The organism is Arcicella sp. (genome assembly GCF_964672035.1).
In genome coordinates this window covers 1-3,034 of record NZ_CBABQS010000177.1, presented here as the reverse complement: position 1 = coordinate 3,034, position 3,034 = coordinate 1, and the positions used below count along the sequence as shown (strand labels likewise).

General features: G+C 38.2%; 2 protein-coding genes. Both read left to right on the top strand.

The window, feature by feature from the left end:
- A partial coding sequence (gene uvrA, locus AC1W31_RS21020) for an excinuclease ABC subunit UvrA (protein ID WP_481736466.1) occupies positions 1-1,932 on the top strand: 1,932 nt, incomplete at its 5' end.
- Between the two features lie 362 nt (positions 1,933-2,294).
- The coding region (locus tag AC1W31_RS21015) for an N-6 DNA methylase (RefSeq protein WP_481736465.1) at positions 2,295-3,034 on the top strand (740 nt) is incomplete at its 3' end.

Sequence of the window (3,034 nt, the reverse complement as noted above, 5' to 3'; positions counted from 1 at the left end):
GGCAGAGTTTTGGGACTCGACCCAGATTTGATTATTCCCGATAAGAGTCTCTCCATTTACGAAGGGGCGATTGCTCCGTGGCGAACCGAAAAAATGGGTGAGAATTTAATTCCTCTCATTAAAAATGCGGCAAAATTCGACTTTCCAATCCATCGACCTTACAAAGATTTAACCGATGAACAGAAGAAAATTCTATGGTCGGGTAATGATTATTTCAAAGGTTTGGATTGGTTTTTCAAGATGTTGGAAGCTGAAACCCACAAAATTCAATATCGTGTAATGCTCTCACGCTATCGTGGACGCACAAGCTGCCCTGAGTGCAAAGGCTCACGTTTACGGCAAGATGCGGGATATGTGAAAGTGGGCGGAAAGTCAATTATTGATTTGGTTTTGATGCCAATTACGGAAGTAATGGAATTTTTCAACAACTTACAATTACCTGATTATCAAATAAATGTATCTAAAAGAATCCTTCAAGAAATAGAAACTCGTTTGGAATATATGAATAAAGTTGGTTTGGGATATTTAAGTCTAAACCGCCTCTCTTCCACGCTTTCGGGCGGTGAATTTCAACGTATAAAACTCGCTACTTCTCTTGGAAGTGCCTTGGTGGGTTCGATGTATATTTTGGATGAACCAAGCATTGGTTTGCATCCCCGAGATACATTGAAATTAGTATCCGTTTTGGAATCTTTGCGAGATATGGGCAATACCGTTATTGTGGTCGAACACGAAGAAGAAGTGATGCGTGCCGCCGACCAAATTATTGATATTGGACCTGATGCAGGGAGAAATGGAGGAGAATTGGTATTTCAAGGAGATATAACAGACTTTAAAAATAATAATTCCAAACTTCTTTCACATACGATTAATTTTTTATCTGGAAAAGATAAAATTGAAGTTCCAAAATTTCGTAGAAAATCAACCAGCTTCATTGAAATTAAAGGAGCTTATGAGAATAATTTAAAGAATATTTCAGTAAAGTTCCCTTTAGGAATTCTCAATGTTGTGACGGGCGTAAGTGGTTCGGGAAAATCAACTTTAGTTCGTAAAATTTTATATCCTGCCCTCGGAAAACATTTAGGAACTTATACCGATGAATCGGGGAAATTTGGCGAAATGTCAGGCAGTATTAATAAAATAGAAGCCGTAGAAATGGTTGACCAAAACCCAATCGGCAAGTCATCTCGTTCCAATCCCGTAACTTACGTCAAAGCTTACGACCAAATTAGATTATTGTATTCTGAACAGCCCGTTTCAAAATCAAGGGGCTATAAACCTGCTCACTTCTCTTTCAATGTAGAGGGCGGACGTTGCGAAACGTGTCAGGGTGAAGGTTTTGTAACCATCGAAATGCAGTTTATGGCAGATGTAAAACTTAAATGTGAATCATGCGGAGGCAAGCAATTCAAGCAAGAAGTTTTAGATGTAAAATACCACGAAAAAGACATTGCCGACATCTTGGATATGACGGTTGATGAAGCCATTGAATTATTCAAAAAAGACCAACCAAAATTAGTAGAAAAGCTCTTGCCCTTACAAGAAGTGGGATTAGGATACGTCAAATTAGGACAATCGTCAAATTCACTTTCGGGTGGAGAAGCACAGCGGGTAAAATTGGCAAGTTTCTTAGGCAAAGGTAATCCAAACAGAGGGAAAACGCTCTTTATTTTCGATGAACCAACCACAGGTTTACATTTCCATGACATCAAAAAACTCTTGAAAGCCATTAATGCTTTAGTGGAACAAGGTGATTCAGTGATTATTATTGAACACAATATGGAAGTAATAAAGTCAGCTGACCACATCATAGATATTGGTCCAGAAGGCGGAGAAAAAGGCGGTTATATCACTTTTGAAGGCACACCCGAAGAAATGGTAAAAATTGAGGGAAATTATACGGCTGATTTTTTGAAAGGAAAGATTATTTAGGAAATATTTTTAGCAACAAAAAAGCCTTAAATCGTGTGATTTAAGGCTTTTTGCTCCCTCTCCTGTGTAGGGAAGGGAGTATGTAAGTATCTGAAAATCAAGGCTTAAACGAGTAAATTTTTTAATGCTGTCCTTGTTTTGTTACAACATTAAAACGATGAATCTTTTACAAATATAGCATAACACTTTGTAACGGCAATATTTTTGTTCCGAGAGGTATTTTTTTGTTCCTCACTTTGTTCCAAATCTCAATAATTAAAATCACAATACCATCCCCCCAAAAAAATCCCCAACCCTTAAACCTTCTACCAATAAAATCGTAAATTTGATTATTGATACCATAAAACTTGAAATCTGTATAAATGAGTGAAGACCAAAAAAGAGTGTTAGAACAACAGCTCTGGAATATTGCCAATACCCTACGTGGCAAAATGAATGCTGACGAGTTCCGTGACTATATCTTAGGATTTATTTTCTACAAGTACCTGAGTGAGCGTATGGAAATGTTTGCCAATGAAATCTTAAAACAGGATAAAATTACATTCCGTCAAATAAACCCTAAACTTCAAGATAGTGAGGAATTATTAGAAGCCGTTAAAGAGGAAGCTCTCGAAAAGTTGGGCTACTTTCTAAAGCCTGAAGAACTTTTTACGGAGGTGGCTAAGCGTGGCAACGGTGACAATTCTGAAGAGGATGTGTACGATGCTTCCAAAACCAACTTCATTTTAGAGGATTTACAAAAAATATTGACTAATATCCAGTTGAGTACCATGGGTACAGAAAGCGAAGAGGACTTTGATAACCTCTTTGAAGACATGGACTTAAACAGTACCAAATTGGGCAGAACTACCGAAGCCAGAAACGACATTATTGCAAAGGTTCTTTCTCACCTCGATAAGATTGACTTCAAACTCCACGATACCGAATTGGACGTTTTAGGCGACGCCTACGAGTATTTGATTGGACAGTTTGCCAGTGGTGCAGGTAAAAAAGCGGGTGAGTTTTACACGCCACAGGAAGTAAGTAAAATCCTTGCCAAGATTGTTACGACGGGCAAAACTAAGCTCCGTAGCGTATATGACCCTACGTGTGGTTCTGGTTC